The 15,999-nt window shown below is 57.2% G+C and carries 15 protein-coding genes; 13 read left to right on the forward strand and 2 right to left on the reverse strand.

The features are described from left to right. Positions 1-32 precede the first annotated feature (32 nt). The 5 genes from PYTT_RS13815 to PYTT_RS05045 all read left to right on the forward strand — a co-directional run bounded on the left by PYTT_RS13815 (position 33) and on the right by PYTT_RS05045 (position 3,938). Positions 33-161 (forward strand): hypothetical protein, encoded by a 129-nt coding sequence (locus PYTT_RS13815; RefSeq protein ID WP_281241779.1) that lies wholly within the window; start codon positions 33-35, stop codon positions 159-161. A gap of 214 nt (positions 162-375) precedes the next feature. Continuing rightward, entirely contained in the window at positions 376-501 is a 126-nt protein-coding gene (locus PYTT_RS13820; protein ID WP_281241780.1) for a hypothetical protein, read from the forward strand. A gap of 322 nt (positions 502-823) precedes the next feature. Next, entirely contained in the window at positions 824-949 is a 126-nt protein-coding gene (locus PYTT_RS13825; RefSeq protein ID WP_281241781.1) for a hypothetical protein, read from the forward strand. Positions 950-1,137: 188 nt separating this feature from the next. Further along, entirely contained in the window at positions 1,138-1,266 is a 129-nt protein-coding gene (locus PYTT_RS13830) for a hypothetical protein (protein WP_281241782.1), read from the forward strand. A 161-nt stretch (positions 1,267-1,427) separates the two neighbouring features. Continuing rightward, positions 1,428-3,938 carry a M16 family metallopeptidase gene (locus PYTT_RS05045; RefSeq protein WP_067773374.1) on the forward strand — a complete coding sequence of 837 codons (2,511 nt, stop codon included), beginning with the start codon at positions 1,428-1,430 and terminating at the stop codon, positions 3,936-3,938. A gap of 43 nt (positions 3,939-3,981) precedes the next feature. Here PYTT_RS05045 and PYTT_RS05050 read toward each other — a convergent pair whose 3' ends face one another. Further along, complete coding sequence (locus PYTT_RS05050; RefSeq protein ID WP_067773377.1) at positions 3,982-5,730, reverse strand: hypothetical protein; 1,749 nt, start codon at positions 5,728-5,730, stop codon at positions 3,982-3,984. 83 nt (positions 5,731-5,813) lie between these two features. Then, the gene (locus PYTT_RS05055) at positions 5,814-6,827 is read right to left on the reverse strand and encodes a tyrosine-type recombinase/integrase (RefSeq protein WP_067773381.1); all 1,014 of its coding nucleotides are present in this window, start codon (positions 6,825-6,827) and stop codon (positions 5,814-5,816) included. Between the two features lie 284 nt (positions 6,828-7,111). Here PYTT_RS05055 and PYTT_RS05065 point away from each other — a divergent pair, with 284 nt between their 5' ends. The 8 genes from PYTT_RS05065 (at position 7,112) to PYTT_RS05100 (ending at position 15,994) form a co-directional block, all read left to right on the forward strand. Further along, on the forward strand, positions 7,112-7,417 hold the full coding sequence (locus PYTT_RS05065; RefSeq protein WP_067773384.1) for a TRL domain-containing protein: 306 nt from the start codon (positions 7,112-7,114) through the stop codon (positions 7,415-7,417). 109 nt (positions 7,418-7,526) lie between these two features. Next, positions 7,527-7,850: a hypothetical protein gene (locus PYTT_RS05070; RefSeq protein WP_067773387.1), complete on the forward strand. Its 324-nt coding sequence runs from the start codon at positions 7,527-7,529 to the stop codon at positions 7,848-7,850. 88 nt (positions 7,851-7,938) lie between these two features. Continuing rightward, positions 7,939-8,406 (forward strand): hypothetical protein, encoded by a 468-nt coding sequence (locus tag PYTT_RS05075; protein WP_067773390.1) that lies wholly within the window; start codon positions 7,939-7,941, stop codon positions 8,404-8,406. A 60-nt stretch (positions 8,407-8,466) separates the two neighbouring features. Beyond that, positions 8,467-11,895, forward strand: coding sequence for an autotransporter family protein (locus PYTT_RS05080; RefSeq protein WP_067773393.1), 3,429 nt, complete (start codon positions 8,467-8,469; stop codon positions 11,893-11,895). A gap of 76 nt (positions 11,896-11,971) precedes the next feature. After that, on the forward strand, positions 11,972-12,646 hold the full coding sequence (locus PYTT_RS05085; RefSeq protein ID WP_067773396.1) for a hypothetical protein: 675 nt from the start codon (positions 11,972-11,974) through the stop codon (positions 12,644-12,646). Positions 12,647-12,653: 7 nt separating this feature from the next. Further along, positions 12,654-12,863 carry a hypothetical protein gene (locus PYTT_RS05090; RefSeq protein WP_067773399.1) on the forward strand — a complete coding sequence of 70 codons (210 nt, stop codon included), beginning with the start codon at positions 12,654-12,656 and terminating at the stop codon, positions 12,861-12,863. An 18-nt stretch (positions 12,864-12,881) separates the two neighbouring features. After that, entirely contained in the window at positions 12,882-13,970 is a 1,089-nt protein-coding gene (locus PYTT_RS13575) for a GYF domain-containing protein (protein ID WP_067773402.1), read from the forward strand. Positions 13,971-14,014: 44 nt separating this feature from the next. After that, a complete protein-coding gene (locus PYTT_RS05100) occupies positions 14,015-15,994 on the forward strand; it encodes a tetratricopeptide repeat protein (RefSeq protein ID WP_067773405.1) in 1,980 nt (659 codons plus the stop codon). Positions 15,995-15,999 lie beyond the last annotated feature (5 nt).

The raw sequence follows: 15,999 nt of genomic DNA on the forward strand, positions 1-15,999 counted from the left end.
CCAATCAAAACAACAACAACAATCATCATCATATGAAGACCATCTCCATGCTCGCTCTCGCCAGCGTCGCTTTCGTGTTCGCTTCCTGCCAGCAGCAGCAACAGCAGCAGCAGCCTGTCGAACAGACTCCTCAGGTTCAGATCCAGAAGGACAAGAAGTAAGTGATCCGGGAGGCATGACCCTCCCGTCACAACCATTTCAAACGCGTTCGCGATCACTCGTGGACGCGTTTTGCTTATCGGCAAAGGCAAAAATGCAGCGCAGCCTCAATTTAGACTTGCAAACGCACGCCCATATCCTATATTGCCTGTGTCTTCCTCTCTTCGGAAGAAGATTGGACAACAACATCAAACCAAAAACAACAATCATCATCATATGAAGACCATCTCCATGCTTACGCTCGCCAGCGTTGCTTTCGTGTTCGCTTCCTGCCAACAGCAGCAGCAAGTCAAGCCGGTCGAACAGCCCCCCGTTGTTACGATCCAGAAGGACAAGAAGTAAGTGATCCGGGAGGCATGACCCTCCCGTCACAACCATTTCAAACGCGTTCACGATCACTCGTGGACGCGTTTTGCATATGGTAAAAGCCTAAAAATCGCCACAGGGACCTCCGCCTCCTTTCTCGATTATTCAGCTGCAACGCTGGCAGCACCTTCCCGGAAACACATTTTGTGTACTTCTCTGCACGTAACAGCGCACAAAATGAAAAAAACGCCCGAATCCCCTCACTTTGAGCTTGCAAACAGACAAAAGAACACTATATTTCCTGTGACCTCAGCCCCTGCGGACTTGAGGGTAACCCAACAACAAGAAAAACAAAGATATGAAAACTATCTCCATGATCGCTCTCGCCAGCGTCGCCTTCGTATTCGCTTCCTGCCAGCAGAAGCAGCCGGATCCCGTCGTCGATCAAGGCAATCAGGTAATCACCAAGGGCTGCAAAAAGTAAGCCCTCTCGATAGCAAATACGATCTTTCGAGTACGTACAACGCGTTCATGACATGCATGAACGCGTTTTTTGTCTTCAGTGCCGGGCAAACCATACGGTTTGCACTTGCCAACAAACGGCAACGAATGCTAATCTAGCCTCAGCCTACCCATCCACGGGCCAGGAAAACCATAAAACACAAAAACACGATGAAAACCATCTCCATGCTCGCCCTCACAGGTGCCGCCATGCTCCTTGCCTCCTGCTGCTGCCAGCAGCAACAGCCCACTCCGACGGAAACCGTACCGTCCGTCGTCGTTCCTGCGGCCAAAAAGTAACCCTGCGGCAGGCACAGCCTGAACCGTTTTCGAACAACCACGCGTCCATGCCTGCATGGACGCGTTTTTCATACCCTGCCAGCCCTGCAGCAGACAGATAAAACAACACAGCACGGACTTGGCGCTTGCCAGCCGAGCACCGCGCGTACTACAATCCTCCCATGCAAATACCTACCCGCGCCCACACCTGCGGCAACGGCCTCTCCGTCCTCCTTCGCCCCTGCGCCGCGCACCCCGTCGTCTCCCTCCAGATATGGGTACGCACAGGCTCCATGCAGGAAGGCAGCCACCTGGGCAGCGGACTCTCCCACCTGCTGGAACACATGGTCTTCAAAGGCACACGGAACCACACCGGGCAGCAACTCGCGGAACAGGTACAGGCACTGGGCGGCCACTGGAACGCATACACCTCCACCGACCGCACCGTCTACCACATCGACGGCCCGGCCGAAGCATGGGAAACCTTCCTCGAACTCCTCGCCGAACTCGTCTACCACCCCACCTTCCCCGCCGAAGAATTCGACAAGGAAAAAGAAGTCATCCGCCGGGAAATGGCCATGTACCAGGACGACCCCGGAGACCTCGCGTACCGCACCCTCATCGGCACCCTTTACAAACGCAGCCCGCGAAAACTCCCCGTCCTCGGCGAACGGGAAGCCTTCGACCGCCTCACCCGGCAGGACATGCTCGACTACCACGCCGCGCGCTACACCCCGAACAACACCTTCATCACCATCGCGGGAGACATCGACCCGGAAGCGGCCATCCGAAAAATAACCGCTCTCACCCGGCACCTCTCCCCCGCCGACCCTGCTTTCCTCCCCCCTGTCCCCGAACCGCGCCAATGGGGTTGCCGCACCGAACGCCGGGAATACGCCCAGCCCACAAGCACCCTCATGCTTGCATGGCGCATACCCGACGCCCAATCTCCCGAAGCAGCCCCCCTCGCCATCCTCTCCCACATCCTCGGCACGGGCCGCACCGCCCTACTCTACCGCAACCTGCATGATCGGCAAGGCATCGCCTACGACATCAGCACCACCATCATCCCCGGGAAGGGTGAAGAAGGAGCCTTCGTCATCGAAGCCGACGTCGACCGGCAGCAGAGGGACACCCTGCGCGGCCTCATCCTCCAAGAAATCGCCGCCATCACCGAAACCGACCTCCGCGAAGGCATCGCCCGCGCCGTCAAACAAATCCAATCGGCACGCCTCCAGCAAATCTCCACCGCCAACGGCCTCGCCAGCGAAACCGCCCTCTCGTGGTTCCACACGGGCAACACAGGCCTCATGCAGGAATGGCATGAAGCCCTCGCCCGCGTCACCGCCGAAAACCTGCAAACCCTCATCCGCACCTACTTCGGCACCGAACGCCTCACTGAAATCAGCATCGACCCCACCGGCACAAACCCTCCGTCAACCGCTGCCGAAGAAACAGCCGCCCGGCCACAGCTCCACACACACACACTGCCCAATGGACTGCGCATCATCCTTCGTCCGGACATGCGCCTCCCTCTCGTCCACGCCTGCATCGCCTTCGGCGCAGGATCTCCGACGGAAACGGAACAAACCGCCGGCATCAACACCCTCCTCGGAGAATGCCTCCTCAAAGGCACCAAAAGCCGCAACTCGGAAGAAATCGCCGCCGCCCTCGAAAACCTCGGCGGCTCCATCAACACATCCACCGGCAACAACACGCTCACCGTCAGCACCCGTTGCCTCAGCGACGACATCGGCACCGCCATCGACCTCATGGCCGATATCTGCATCCGCCCCACCTTCCCCGCAGATGCCCTCGAAAACGAACGCGAAGCCATGATCGCCGACGCCCGCGACATCCTCGAAGACCCTCCCTCCCTCGCCTTCCAGAACCTGCGCCGCCAGTGCTACGGCACCGCCAGCTACGGCAACCCCACCGGAGGCACCCCCGAAAGCCTCTCCGGCATCACCCGCCAGCACATCATCGACCAGCATGCTCGCATCATCTGCGCTGAAAATGCCGTCCTCTGCATCACCGGAGACATCGACCCGGAACTCATCCTCACTCACATCCGCGAACACCTCTCCGGCATGCCTGCAGGCAGCCGCCCCTCGACCACGCCCACGCCGCCACAAACCGCAGGGGATACGGCCTTCGTACTCGACAAAGAACAGGCCGTCCTTGCCGTCGCCCTGCCCGGAGCTCCCGTCACCTCGCCGGACTTCGCCCTTGCCTCCCTCCTCAACGAATGGTGCCAGGACATGGCAGGCCCCGTCTTCACCGAAATCCGCGAACGCCTCGGCCTCGCCTACTACGCCTCATCCACCCAATTCTGCGGCATAGACGCCGGAAACATCGTCTACTACCTCGGCACCTCCCCCGAACAACTGCCCGCCGCCCGCAAAGCCCTCGAACAACTCCTCGACCGCATCGCGCAAACCGGCATCACCCCCGAAGAACTCGAACGCACCCGCGCCACAGCCCTCTCGGCCCTCCTCATTGCCCGGCAATCCAACAAACGCATCTGCTCCAGCATCGCCGTAGACACCCTCCTCGGACTCCCCTCCGACTACTTCGAACAACACGCCGAACGCATCCGGCACATCGGCCACGCAGACATGCAAACCTACATCCGCCGCACCCTCTCGCCGCAAACCGCCCGCACATGGGTCACCGTCGCCCCCGCGCCATAACCCGGCGCGACGGCAAAACAGGCATGGACACACCGCACCTGCCTCAAAACGCGGCGGCCCGCCTGAACTTCCAGAAAGCGAAACCGCCCACCGACTGCATACGCACCGCCTCCAAACGGCAACCGCAGGCATCCTCGGCCAACTTCAAAACAAACCGGGGCAACCCTCCCTCTTCATCTTGCGCCACCAGCCAAACATCATCCCTCACCAAAGCGGCGAAAGGATGCTCCAACCCTCTCCGCTGCAACTCGGCCCGGTAAACAGGTGAATAAAACATCCACCCGTCCCCGACGGGAAACATATTGGTCGACTTCAAAAACTCCCTCGAAAAACCGGTCACACCTTCCGGCAGCAGCCCCGTCCCACCCGGCTGGCAAAGCAGCAAAAAAAGCTCATCCGGATGCGACTGGCAAAAAACGAAAGCCGGAACACGCTCCTGCCCGCTGAAAGCCTTGCGAAACACCCAACCGTAATTCCGGCATAAAAACACCACACAGCCCGCACACGCGAAACCTGCCGCCACCTGAACCCACCTCCGGCGGCCTGCAGCACAAGCACAGGCCGGCATCCACGCCATCACCGCCAGCCCCGCCACAGCCACGGCAGGATTCAGCACCCGCGGCACGCAACGATCCAAAAAAACCAGCACGGCCACATACCCTGCAAAACCACCGAGAACAGGCACCAGAGGCCATACCCCTCTCCTCGACGAACAGAACACCAGCAGCAACGACAAACAGCCCAACGGCACCCAGAACGCAACCTTCTCCCCGCTATCCACCATCCGCAAAATTCTGGAACCGTCAAAAGGAGGAAAACCAAGCCTGCCCAACTGCTCCACCCCCCACAACCCGGCCGCCCCCGATTGGTGAACCTCCCTCACCTTCGACATCAAAACCGCATCGTCCATCCTTGGCACATACACGAACGACTTGAACGCCTCCAGCTCGAACCCCCGGATCCCCAGCGCAGCATAGGCATCCGACTTATCCTTGCCGGAACAATCCGGATAATCCTGCACCGCCACCCGATCCCATTGCAAACGTACAGCCTCCTCCCACTCCGGACATCCGGCATACGCCTCCTCCTGCACCCACTTCAACCCCAGGCATGCCAGAACGAAAACGACCGCTACCGCCCAAAACCGCACCTGCGCCGCACGAGACGCCCTCTTCAGCCACAGCGCGCCGGCAAACCCGGCACAGAAAAACCATCCCACCCAGCTCACATCCCAGCGCAGGCAAACTCCAACCAGCCACAGACCAAACGCATACAACACCCTCCGACCAAAAACACCCCTGCTCCCCTCAACGGCTGAAAACAACAGCCAAACGGCACCCAGCACACAAAAAATACCGATCTGCGTATACTGGATATAAGACAAACACTCGAACGCATAATAAGCGCAAAAAATCAAAACCATCAATCTGGACCACAAAAAAAACCTTCCTCCATCATGCCGCCGTGCAAATGCACCCTCCAGAGCGCAACCCGTCACACACCAAAAAGCCGCAAAACCCGCGCCCACCAGCAGCACCAGATACCAGCTCACCGACGGCACTGCATCGGAAAACCATCCCAACACCGATGCCAGACAAACATTCGTATAAAAGGAAAACATCCCTCCATCCGCCAGCAGAAACTGAATCTGGCAATCGTCGTTATGCAAAAACGGCGGAACCGCCACCCTGGACACAACGGCGCAAACTGCACACAGCACGAAAGCGCTCAACCATGGCTTCTTCCCGACGAACCCAACCAGCATCTCCAGCACATGCAGCAACCGAACCATCTCCCCGATCCTACCCACTGCCACACAAAGAGTCAACACCGGATCTCAACAAACGGGCATCCCGCCACGGAAGCGCCCCCCCTTCACATACACTCGAAAAACCGGCGGCACTCCTCCCGCCTCAGCCGCAAAACATTCACATACCGCGTCCTCAACAACTCCACGGAACGATGCCCCATCTCAAGCTGCAACATCGGCAAATCGGCAAAACACAACACATGATAACTCGCAAACGTATGGCGAAGCACATCCTGCTGCCACTGCTCAAACCCCGCTGCTGCCCGTAAAGACCTCCAGCGCCTGCTCCAACCGGACAAACTCCATGCGCAAGGCATCCCATGCTTTTGCAGCCAACGCTGCAGAGCAGGACGAATCGGCACCTGCCTGCCGCCGCCTGTCTTGGAATGCCTCGGCTTCACATACACGAACCCGCGCCTCAGATCGACATCCTCCGCCTGCAGCCGCCGAACCTCGTTCGGGCGAATTCCGGCCCAAAGCATCAACCCCAGAGCCGGAGCAATCGCCCGAAATTCCGCGCGCCCAGCCACATCCAGAAGCCGCCTGATCTCCGCCATCGACAAAGGCCTGATCTCACCCTCCCGCACCACCGGAACCTCGATACGCAGAACGGGATTCTCCTCGCACCACTCCTGCCGCACCCCGTAGGCAAACACACTGCTGAGAAAAGCGCGCCCCTTCCTGTACTGCGCAGGCGTATGAAACGTGCGTGTCAGAATACCCCGGCATTCACGCGTACTCATCGCCCGCAAAGGACGCCCGGCCGCTTCCGGAACCGATCGTAAAATCCTGCGGGCAAAATACCGCAAATCGGAACGAGTGGCAAACCTCCGATGCAAACGGGCAGAAATACTCAGCTCCATCACCTCGGACAAAGAACGTGTCGCATGGCGCACCCTGTGCGCCTCCGCACCCAGCTCCACCATCTCCTTCATCCGCAGAAAACAGGCATCAGCGGAACGGCGCACATTCTCGGGCACATGGTCGTACAAATCCAACACAAGCCGCACGGCATCGCACCACCGCATTCCGGACGACTCCACAAACCGTTGAGCCAATTGATAGTCTGAAATCATCATTGTATTTGTAATACTGTGTCAACAAAAAGAAAGAAAAAAGATGCAGTATCTGCCTAAAATGAACAAATGGGAAAATGATAGCATCTCCATGGCAAACCGCCGGAAAACGCATCAAGGAAAAACAGCCTTCATACCTCAAAACAAATGCCTCACCGTAAACGGAATAAAAGGCAGACAACCATCCGGCGGCCACAGTATTACAAATACAGTATCTATTGTGTCGTAATCCACCAAAACAAACTTTGGTGGCATCATCGAAAACCGAATAACCAATAGATACCAACATGAAAAACACCGTTTGCCTCATTGCTGCGGCCTCATTCCTCTGCAGCTGCGGAGGAATCACCGAACGCCCCATCGGCGTCATCTACACCAACGCCGCCGACCCCATCGCCGCCACGGCTTCCGGGGGCAGCCGCACAGGCACAGCCGAAGCCACCTCTTACCTCGGCCTCGTCGCAGTGGGAGATTCTTCCATTGAAGCCGCCAAAAAGAATGGCGGCATCACCTCCGTCTCCAGCGTAGATACGCACCGGAAAAACATCCTCGGCGTCGTAACCACCTACACGACCACCGTTAAGGGCAACTGATTTCGTTGTGGGAATCCCGTCCGCGGAAGCTGATCCATCCACTTCTGCGGGCGGGATCATATCTCCCATCTTCCCGCATTCATCCACCACCTCTCCATACAACACCGTCATGACACACTATTCCGTCTTCTCCGCGGCCACAGTCGCCTTAATCGCCTGCTGCCTCTCATCCTGCTCCGACAACTCGCCAAACGGACTAGCCAAACAGCTCCTTTCCACCATCAAAAACGTCTCCGACAAAAAAAGCGCCGACGTAGCCGCCCCTAAAATCAAAGAACTGATCTCCAAACTCAAGGAAGCCGCCGGACCGGACAAACCATGGAAAGAACTCCTCGATCCCGACGTCGCCAAAGAACTGGACATGCAATTCGCACGCATGATGTTCACCAACGCCTTCGGCTCTCAGGCGTTTTGGGAATCGGTACGCTTCTGAACATTCAACAGGCATGACAAGCCTTCGACAATAAACACTTCCGTCTCCATAACGGCATCCACAACACTGACAACCAAGAAACACCAAAATGAAAAAAACCACGCACCTCCTCGTACTGGCCGCCTGCGGCACCTTGTCCAACTGCAACACCATCCTCCCTGCCCCAGCCACTTCTGGAGGAAACGGCCCTGTACAGGCGCCCGCCTCCTTGGCCGGAGCCACCATCTCCATACAAGGGGGTGACACAATCCGCATGAAAACCGCGACCTCCGGCACCGTCAACTCTGTCGCAACCGATAGTATTACCTACCGACCACGCGGGAAAAAGGCGAATTTTGAATATTCGTATACGATTGACAACGGACGCAAAATAAATACATATACTCTTTCCGGCGACGAAAATTACGCAGACTCGACCAAACCTGCCACCATCACCTTTACCAGCCGCCAAGGAAAAACATACAAGGGATATTTGAACGGATACGTCATCGACGGCGGATGGCAGACAACGGAAAGCGTCTATCGGAATACGCCTGTCACCATTACCCTGAAATAACCACTTCGTTCCATCCCAACCTATCACCTCATACCAATTTTATATCCCTCCGCTCACATTATGAAAATCCATTTACCTCTTCCTCTTCGCGCACTCATTGTACCCATCGGCATTTCAGCATGCCTTCAAACCAATCGTGTATACGCTGCTGCTCAACCTCCCAGCGATGTACCTCTCGTCGGATTCAAAAATCCGGCATCCTATCCCGTCCTTACCAGCCTGGTGTTTACCTCCTACGGCTCCGGTACAGAATCTCCCGCCGCGACGAGAATCTCCTTGTCCGGTACATCTTTCTTTCTTGCTGCGGGCATTGAGGACAAAGGTTTATTCGATGTCATCTTCCGTCCGGCGTATTCAGCCACCTACAGCGGACAGGCAATTCAGTTGGATAACGGATCCAGCCTGATGATTGAAAATTTAAATACACTCGGATTTTATGCCCATAACCACCGCCAGCCATACAATACGAGCGGTAGCGCAATCAAGGCGACTGATAGTTCCGTGATGTTGCGCCTCAACACCAGCGTTATTTTCGATAACAATCATGCCCCCAACGGAGCAGGCGGTGCCATTGCGGCATGGGACAGCCCCGTCACACTCTCACTCAACGGTAGAGTGATCTTCTCGAATAACTCATGCGGAAACACCTCCGGTGGCGCCATTTACCATCATTCCATCGACAATGCCAACAATGACAGCAGCCCACTGAGCGTCAGCCAAAATGCCTATGTCGAATTTTCATCCAACACCGCCAGTAACGGTGGAGCCATTCAGATGTACGACTGCAATTTACGAATCACCGACAACGGCATTCTGGCATTTCTTTCGAATGAAGCCACTCAAGGAAGCGGCGGGGCCATCAACTCATCCGGAAAAACGATCATCATATTTGACAATAAAGACATCACCTTCAGCGCCAACAAATCGACGAGCGACGGAGGAGCCATCTCCGGCACGCTGGCCTTGAATCAGAACGACGATGTGAAATTTTCAAAGAACTTCACCAAATCCACAGGAGGTGCCATTTACGCCTCTCCTTCTTCATTGAGCTCCATTCTTGAAAACGGCAAACTCGTCTTTGAAGAAAACGCCAGCACGGAATCGGGAGGAGCCATTCGATGTTCGAATATCGACATCAACCACAATGGCACCATCCTATGGCAGAAAAATACCTCAGGCAAAAATGGAGGAGCCATTGCCACCTCGGCACCATATGCAGCTACCCTGAACCTGAATCATAACGAAAGAATCGAATTCACGAAAAATACAGCAGTGGAATCCGGAGGCGCCATCCATTCATTCCGTAGCGACGTTAACCTTTCGGACAACGGATTCTGTTCATTCCTCGGAAATACATCAGGCAAAAATGGAGGAGCGATCTTCCTTGATAACTCGGGATATCATCACGAAGCACAAATCCGCAACAACAACTCGATCATTTTCGATTCCAACACGGCACAGGTCGACGGAGGCGCGATCCGTCTGTCCGGCAGCACACTCATGATTAAGGGGAATAATTCGGTTATATTCTCAAACAACAGCGCCGGCAATCTGGGTGGAGCGATCAACTTCAACTTCGATCTATCCATCATCGACAACAAGAGTACTGTCTTCCGTGGAAACTATGTAAAAACTCCGGACGGTGCAGCTTTAAATGCCATCTATCAAGCATCTCCATATACTTTAGGCGAACTCGAACTTGCTGCCAACGACGGACAGAACATCACTTTTTATGACCCCATCACACTGGACTCGGAAGCCCCCGTCATCCTGAACGCTTACATTCCCGAAGGAGCCGACACACCAACAGTCGCTACCGGAACCATCGTCCTTTCCGGCGAACATACTGCTGTCGATCTGGAGGCCATTCTGGCAAGGGAAAGTCTGAATCCTGATGCTGCAACACGGGAACGACTACTCGCCCAGTCACGCCTGACATCCGTCAAAGGAGAAACGACCCTCTACGGAGGAACCTTCCTCGTCAAGGAAAACGCCGTCTACCAGGGCAGCAACTACCAGACTGAAGCCGGAAGCATCACCCATCTCCGCAACGGCGGCCTGATGAACTTCCAGCAAAAAGCCGTCTTTGCTCCGGGTTCCACCCTCATCGTATCCGGCGATCGCCCGGTCGGCCTGAGCGCTGCCAGCGTCTCCATGCAAGGAGCCACCCTCGAATTCCGCCTCTCAGGAACCGGATCGGCGCCCCTACTCACGCTCACCGGAAACGCCGACCTCAGCGGAGCAACCTTCAACCTCCTGGCGGACAACGGCCACACAACCCTCTCCAGCGGCACATACACCCTCCTGCAAATCAACGGCGACCTATCGCAAACCTCGTCCATCTCCCTGAACCTCGTCGGCATCACAGCAGACAAATCGGAACTCGCCTACAACCCGGAAACGAAAACGTGGACATGGACCTCCGAAAACATTACCGTCGAAAAACCGGCCGACCCCGATGAACCCGGCATCGCCGGAGACCCCGAAGAAACGCCCGGCACGCCGGACACCCCGGGCGACCCCGGACACCCGCAAAACGCCGACATCCCCGCCGGACTGGCCGACGCCTCCATCAACACCCTCTGGGCATCGACCCAAAATCTGGACAGCTTCTCCGGAATACTGCGGAACCACTCCACCCGGATCAGCCTCGATACCACAGGACGCAGCGCCGTCTGGTTCGACACCATCGGCAACTTCTACCGCCAAAGCTCGAACGGCACCCACGCCGGATACGACTACTCCGCATGGGGGGCAGCGCTGGGCGGCGAATATCAAGTAGAACCCCATCTCCAGATCGGCGCAGGGCTGGGCCACACCTTCGGCAAAAACACCACCAAACTCGGTTATGGCCGCATTGATCAGGACACGCTGCTCGGCGGGGCCTATGCCAACATCAGGCTCATGCAACAGCAGCAGCACAGCCTCTGGCTGTCCACGACCGGAGCATTCGGAATCGCCCGCAACCATGGCACCATCGCCAGCTCGGACCTGCCCGGCATCGGCATCCGCGGCTCATGGGATGAAACGGTCTGGCAGCTCGACATGCGCCTCGCATGGTCGTATGCCGTCACCCAATCCACGGCAGTATATGCCTTCGCCGGAATCCAATATGCCACAGGCAAGCAAGACGCATTCACCCTCCCCGGTGAAAACGGCGACTACCGATTCACGGGCAACAGCCTGAACCGCACCCGCATCCCGATCGGCATCGGCATCCGCCACAACCTGGCGGCATGGTCCTTCATGGCCGATGCCTCCGTCATCCCTGACATAGCAAGAACCAACCCCGCCGCACGCATACAGGATGCCCAAGGCAACCGCGCCACTGTCCGAGGAGTAGACCCCGGCCGTTGCGCCTTCGAATTCAACCTCGGCGCAGCCTACAGCCTGACGGACAACTGGAGCCTCACCGCGGGATACGGCATCACCACCACCGGCGACACCGTCCAGCAAAACGCCCGCATCGGCACATCCTACGCCTTCTGAGCCCCCCTCCTCGCGGCAGAATGGAAAAACCGGCCCTCCATTCTGCCGCATGGCCCACCTCCATCGAAACATCCACATGAAAACGAACATCATCGCCCATCTCATCCTCGCAACAAGCCTCCCCCTCGTCAACTCCTGCGCCTTTCTGGAAAACTACCAGGGCACCGAAGCCGATAAAACCGTAGCCCAGGGAAAAACGATCGGCGCCGCCGGAGGCACACTGGCCGGAGCCACAGCAGGCTACGGCATCGCCCGGCTGGCAGGAGCCGACAACAAAACGGCTGGGTTGATCGCCGCCGGCGCCGGATTGATCACTGGCCTCATCGGCTACAAAATCGGCGAAAACTGGGGGAAATCCAAAGTCCGGGAACGCGCCGCCTACGAATCCCACGCCGCCTATCTGGAAGCCAACATCGAACAAAGCCGTAAACGCATCACGCAGCTCAACCGAGGCAACACCGCCCTCGCCAAAGACATCTCCGGAATGAAACAGCAAAAAGCAGCCCTGAAAAAAGCCGGAACCACCGAATCCATCGCTGCCCACAACAAAACCATCAACGAAGGACTGCAACGCATCGACCAAAACATCAACGTCCTCGACACCGACATCCGCATCGCTCGCGAAGCCACCCAAAACACGGCCAAAAGTGAAGAACTGGCTCAGCTCCGGGGCGAAATCGCACGCATGCAGGCCGGCCGGAAAACATACGCCTCGCAACGCTCCCAGCTCGCATCCCTGCAAATCAAATAACATTGCCATGAACGGAACCCTCCTCATCCTGACAGGCATCCTGTGCCTCACCTCCTGCGCACGTACGGACGGCATATTCTGGACACCGGACGAAACCCAAAACCGCATCAGCGCCATGCAGCAGCTCCACACACGACAACAGCAGCAAGAACGAACACTGGAAACAAGGCAGCAAAAACTGAAACAAACCCAGGCAAAAACACGCCAAACATACTGACCACACACCTGCACCGCAATGAACACTCAAGCCATCTATTGCTACCGCAACGAACAGGAAGAAAACATCGGCCCCATGACCATTGACGACCTGCGCTCCCACCTGCAACAAGGCACAATCGGGAAAGACACCTACGCCATCTCCATCATCGACAAACAATGGACGACCGTCGGGCAAATTCTGAAAAACCATAAAACCCATACACCGAAGCTGCCATCCGCCATCGACTCCGAACAACGCGGCATCCTCGCCATGGATCATAAAATCTCCCAACTGCTCACCACCATCATCACCTTCGGGAAACTCAACCCCGACAACACGGCAACCCTGCGCGGCCGCATGAACCAGATCGGCGCCCTCCAGGTCATGCTCACCCTGATCGGCACGCCCGTCCTTTGCCTCGCCCTAGGCCTCACCGTCTCCCGCGACTGGGGATGGATCATGGTCTTCCCCGGCATCATCTTGGGCTTCCTCCTCCAGTACATCAGCTACCTCTTCACAACCACCAACGCCAAACTACTGACATCGGGCCGCATCACATTCGTCAGCATGCTCATCCCCAGACTTATCGGCACACTGGCCCTCATCGCCCAGCTCTACTACATCGTCTGCCTCTTCATCCAAAGCAGGCAAATCCCGGGCAACATCGCCGCAATTGCCGTATGCGGAGTCGTGGCATGGCTATGCTTCCGGGCGGACCGCTACCTCGTCACCATTGCAAAACAAGACATCCAGCCGGGGAGGGAATGCATCTCCATCGCCCGCTTCTGCCTGCGCGTCACCTGCATCGTCGCGCACATCTGCATGCCCGTCATCCTCGCCAGCCAAATCTTCACCAAACTCATCCAAGCCATCTCCGGCCCATCATGGGGCAGCTTGCTGGATGCAGGATATCGAACCATCTCCACCTTCAACATCGAAAAAATCATCGACTCCGTCATAGCCTACATCATGCTTCAACTGGCAAGCAACATCGTACCTCTGATCCTCCCTCTGGTCATCTATCTCGTCTTCTGTGCATCCTCCCTTGTATTCGACATAGTCGACAACCTCCTGCAAAACAAAAAAACGCAACCCGACGCCACCAACTCACCGGACAACACCTAATCACCTACCCCTCAAAACCAAAACAAACCGACCTCCACCTTCCGATGAACGACGACCTCCCCGCCCCTCCACGCAGAAAAACCGGAGCATCCCTTGATCTGCCGCCACTGCGCTGCACTCCCGGCCGCCCCGTTGACTCATTGCCTGAACCACCCCAGAAAACATCCATCGCACTCCCTCCCTGCCCCACCGCCGCACCGCCCCCCTCTGCGGCAACACAAAATCAGCCCGGCATTCCCGCCGGGCAAAACACGGCAACCCCGGCACACCGCACATCCGTGCCGGTCTATGTCCCTCACCTCCCTCTTCGAGAAGAAACGGACAACCACTCTTCGCCATCCGGCGAAAAGGCGGATGAAACCCCGATCCATCCATCGCCCGCACTCCGAACGAGGACGCGCCAGCAAAACGAACCGCCGGACAACCCCTCATGGCAACCCTCACCCTGCTCCGGGCCATCTTCATCCTCCACCAAAATAACGCTTGCCATCCTCCTGCCGACACTCCTCGTCGGCGGAGGAGCAGCCGCATGGTACCTTGCACAACAGCCTATTCCGCATACAGCAGTCACCCCCGACACCGCGCCCCCGGCAATCGAATCGGAAAAACACCCGCTGCCAGCACACACGCCCCAGCCGCTTCAGCTCATCACCCCGGAACTCACTCTTGCCGGAGAATCCCCCAAACAAAACCCTGCCCCAGCCGAAACCGAGGAACAAATCGAAAAACGTCGCAGGCAACTTGCCATGGAACAAGCCCTCGAACAAGGCCTGACTCTATCCGGACAATCGACGGATTCCGGCGCACTGCCCGACATCGCCAAAGCCATCTCCTGCTTTGAAAAAGCCGCCGCCCTCGGCAGCCCGGAAGCCGACTACCAGCTCGGATGCATCTACATCGGCCAGAAAAACAGTGAACCCGATCCGGACAAAGCCCACACCCACTTCCTGCGGGCCGGCATAGCCGGACACACCCAGGCACAAGCCATCCTCTATGAAATGTCCGAAAAAGGCATAGGAACCGAAAAAAACCATACCGAAGCCTTACGATGGCTACAGCTAGCCGCCAGGCAACTCCCGGCGGCGCAACTCAAACTGGCCGAACAACACTACCGTGGCATCCCGCCTCTCACGCAAAACACGGACAAAGCCGTAGAACTCATCAACAGAGCCCTGGCGGAAGACCCTCAGCCCGAATACCGCGTCTTCCTCGCCCGCATCTACTTCGGCAGCAGCGACACCAGACGCCATGCCCTCATTCGGAACCTCATCCTTCAGGATGCGGAAAACGGCGACCCGCACGCCCAAACCCTGATGGCCGACATCTATCAGGAACGCAAAGGCATGCCGCCCGGCACCACGGAACCGGAACGGTACCGGCAAATCGAACACTGGCTCGAACGCCTCACGGAAAAAGGCGACCCGCACGCCGCCTACCGGCTCGGCATCCACTACGAACGGCGTGCCCTTCAAACCACAGGGCAGCAACAAACGGAATACCGCAAACTCTCCCGCAAAAACCTTCAAACCGCTGCCGAACTGGGACACAAAGAGGCCGCTGCCCGCCTGAAAACCCAGCCCTCCGCCCCGGTCGGCCAAACAGCACCCGCCATCACTGCACCTGCATCACTCGCCGGAGCAACCATACGATTCGCCTCGTCCGATGAAAATGACCGGATCATACTCATCGAAATGCAAACGGGCACCGAAGGCCGCCTCGACCGAGCATACTCCTTAAACGCCATCGAATACAACCCGCACGGCTCAAAAGCCGAATTCGGCTTCATCTATACGGACACACACAATCCCCACAAATTTTACAATTACCAACTCATCGGACGGAACGTCAACGAACAGCACCCATACCCCGACCCGGAAAAAGAAAACGAACCTCCCGCCATCATCACCTTCACGCAACGGAACGGCAACACCTACACGGGAACCCTGCGCGGCTATCTGGCTTGCGACCGATTCTCCTACGCTACCCGCTTCGACAATGTTCCCATCACAATCACCTTCCCCTGACACAC

Origin of the sequence: Neoakkermansia glycaniphila, from assembly GCF_900097105.1 — a bacterium.
Taxonomy (GTDB): Bacteria; Verrucomicrobiota; Verrucomicrobiia; order Verrucomicrobiales; family Akkermansiaceae; genus Akkermansia; species Akkermansia glycaniphila.

Excerpts from the sequence above, each read along its gene's own strand:
- PYTT_RS05055 (WP_067773381.1), bottom strand. The coding sequence starts at position 6,827 with ATGATGATTTCAGACTATCAATTGGCTCAACGGTTTGTGGAGTCGTCC.
- PYTT_RS13820 (WP_281241780.1), top strand. The coding sequence starts at position 376 with ATGAAGACCATCTCCATGCTTACGCTCGCCAGCGTTGCTTTCGTGTTC.
- PYTT_RS05100 (WP_067773405.1), top strand. The coding sequence starts at position 14,015 with ATGAACGACGACCTCCCCGCCCCTCCACGCAGAAAAACCGGAGCATCC.
- PYTT_RS05080 (WP_067773393.1), top strand. The coding sequence starts at position 8,467 with ATGAAAATCCATTTACCTCTTCCTCTTCGCGCACTCATTGTACCCATC.
- PYTT_RS05075 (WP_067773390.1), top strand. The coding sequence starts at position 7,939 with ATGAAAAAAACCACGCACCTCCTCGTACTGGCCGCCTGCGGCACCTTG.
- PYTT_RS13830 (WP_281241782.1), top strand. The coding sequence starts at position 1,138 with ATGAAAACCATCTCCATGCTCGCCCTCACAGGTGCCGCCATGCTCCTT.
- PYTT_RS13815 (WP_281241779.1), top strand. The coding sequence starts at position 33 with ATGAAGACCATCTCCATGCTCGCTCTCGCCAGCGTCGCTTTCGTGTTC.
- PYTT_RS13825 (WP_281241781.1), top strand. The coding sequence starts at position 824 with ATGAAAACTATCTCCATGATCGCTCTCGCCAGCGTCGCCTTCGTATTC.
- PYTT_RS05085 (WP_067773396.1), top strand. The coding sequence starts at position 11,972 with ATGAAAACGAACATCATCGCCCATCTCATCCTCGCAACAAGCCTCCCC.
- PYTT_RS05065 (WP_067773384.1), top strand. The coding sequence starts at position 7,112 with ATGAAAAACACCGTTTGCCTCATTGCTGCGGCCTCATTCCTCTGCAGC.
- PYTT_RS05045 (WP_067773374.1), top strand. The coding sequence starts at position 1,428 with ATGCAAATACCTACCCGCGCCCACACCTGCGGCAACGGCCTCTCCGTC.
- PYTT_RS13575 (WP_067773402.1), top strand. The coding sequence starts at position 12,882 with ATGAACACTCAAGCCATCTATTGCTACCGCAACGAACAGGAAGAAAAC.
- PYTT_RS05070 (WP_067773387.1), top strand. The coding sequence starts at position 7,527 with ATGACACACTATTCCGTCTTCTCCGCGGCCACAGTCGCCTTAATCGCC.
- PYTT_RS05050 (WP_067773377.1), bottom strand. The coding sequence starts at position 5,730 with ATGGTTCGGTTGCTGCATGTGCTGGAGATGCTGGTTGGGTTCGTCGGG.
- PYTT_RS05090 (WP_067773399.1), top strand. The coding sequence starts at position 12,654 with ATGAACGGAACCCTCCTCATCCTGACAGGCATCCTGTGCCTCACCTCC.